At 63.8% G+C, this 1,335-nt stretch carries 1 protein-coding gene; it reads left to right on the top strand.

Translation table 11 applies throughout. The annotated features are described in order from the left end of the window. Positions 1–50 precede the first annotated feature (50 nt). The gene (locus ORS3428_RS08645) at positions 51–836 is read left to right on the top strand and encodes an anti-sigma factor family protein (protein WP_083355064.1); all 786 of its coding nucleotides are present in this window, start codon (positions 51–53) and stop codon (positions 834–836) included. Positions 837–1,335: the final 499 nt, after the last annotated feature.

A 1,335-nucleotide genomic window follows, 5' to 3' on the forward strand; every position in this document is an offset into this window, starting at 1 on the left:
AAATATGGACGACGCAGCTTCCGCTCGATTGAAGGTCGTAGGAGGTCGTGATGCGAGACGGTAGTCGTATTTCCGAAGAGGATATCAGCCGCTTTCTGGATGGCGAGCTGTCGGCTTCTCAAAGATCGGAATTGCAGGCCCGGCTCGCCCGCGAGCCGGAACTGGCGGCGGAAGTGTTCGCCCATGCCGAACGCATGGATGCGCTGCGCAATGCGCAGCCGCAACGCATGTTTCCGCCTTCGGCGAGTCTCGACAGGGCAAGGGAGCTGGAACGGGCGCTTCGCCGCAGGAAGATGCTTGCCGCGCTCAGACTTCAGGTCGCCGCCGTCCTGCTCGTCGCATTGGGGTGGTCGGCAAACTCGTTGACGATGCCGTTCCGCCAGGGAGGCAAAACGGCGGACGAGACCTTCATTCTGGCCGCGCGGGATGCGTTGCGGGTCGCACAGCTGAATGCGGGTCCGGAAACGGGCGCGGAGCCGAAGCAGGAGAAGATCGAGCGACTGGTTGGCGCCGTCAATGTCAGCATGCCGACCCTGCCGTCGGTCTGGGTGGTGAGGGACGTCCAGGTGCAGCCTTGGAACGGACAGCAGAGCCTGGTTGTGACGGCCGACACGCCAAGCGTCGGCCGTATCACGCTCGTAGCCGCTCCGATGAACGGCGAGGTCGCCGTCCCGCCGACGCCGGCCACGGACGGACGGGTCCCGACCGTCTATTGGCAGTCGGGAGGCACGGCCTATGCCTTGATGGGTTCGGCCGCTCCGGATCGGCTCGAGAAGGAGGCAAAGCAGATCGAAGTCGCCACGCGGAGGAATGTCGCACCCAAGACCAGGGGCTGATCACAGTTGCAGTGCCACGAAGAGGGGAACGAAATGCGCGCAATGCTTGATCCGGAGAGTTCCGTCCCATTTCCGACCAACCGCTGCGGCGACATTTCACGTGCGGCTCAGCGCACGACCACCTCCCGCAGGCGGGCAGGGAGCGCGATGGGATGAGCGTCTTGCCGTTCGAACGACGGTATTATCCGTCTGTCTGCCCTGTCTGCTCGGGACCGGCTCTGGAGGCCGAAATCGCGCACCGAAAGGCAGAGTTTCAGTGCGCCATTTGCGGCGCCTTTGAGATCACTTCGTCGGCCCGCTCGGCAATGAAAGGGCTGTCGCAGGAGAACCGTGGGGTGTGGCTGTCGCAGGCACGACAACGGAGTTCGTCAATCCCGCTCGTTGCCTGCGCAAACGAGTCCTCGTCGCAAGACACGAGGTTCAGGTGACACAGTCGAATGTTCCAGGAAGTGCGGCCGCGCGGGCACTTCCTCACGGCCCGGCATCCTGCTGGGGTGGT

Source organism: Mesorhizobium sp. ORS 3428 (assembly GCF_001854785.1).
GTDB lineage: Bacteria > Pseudomonadota > Alphaproteobacteria > Rhizobiales > Rhizobiaceae > Mesorhizobium.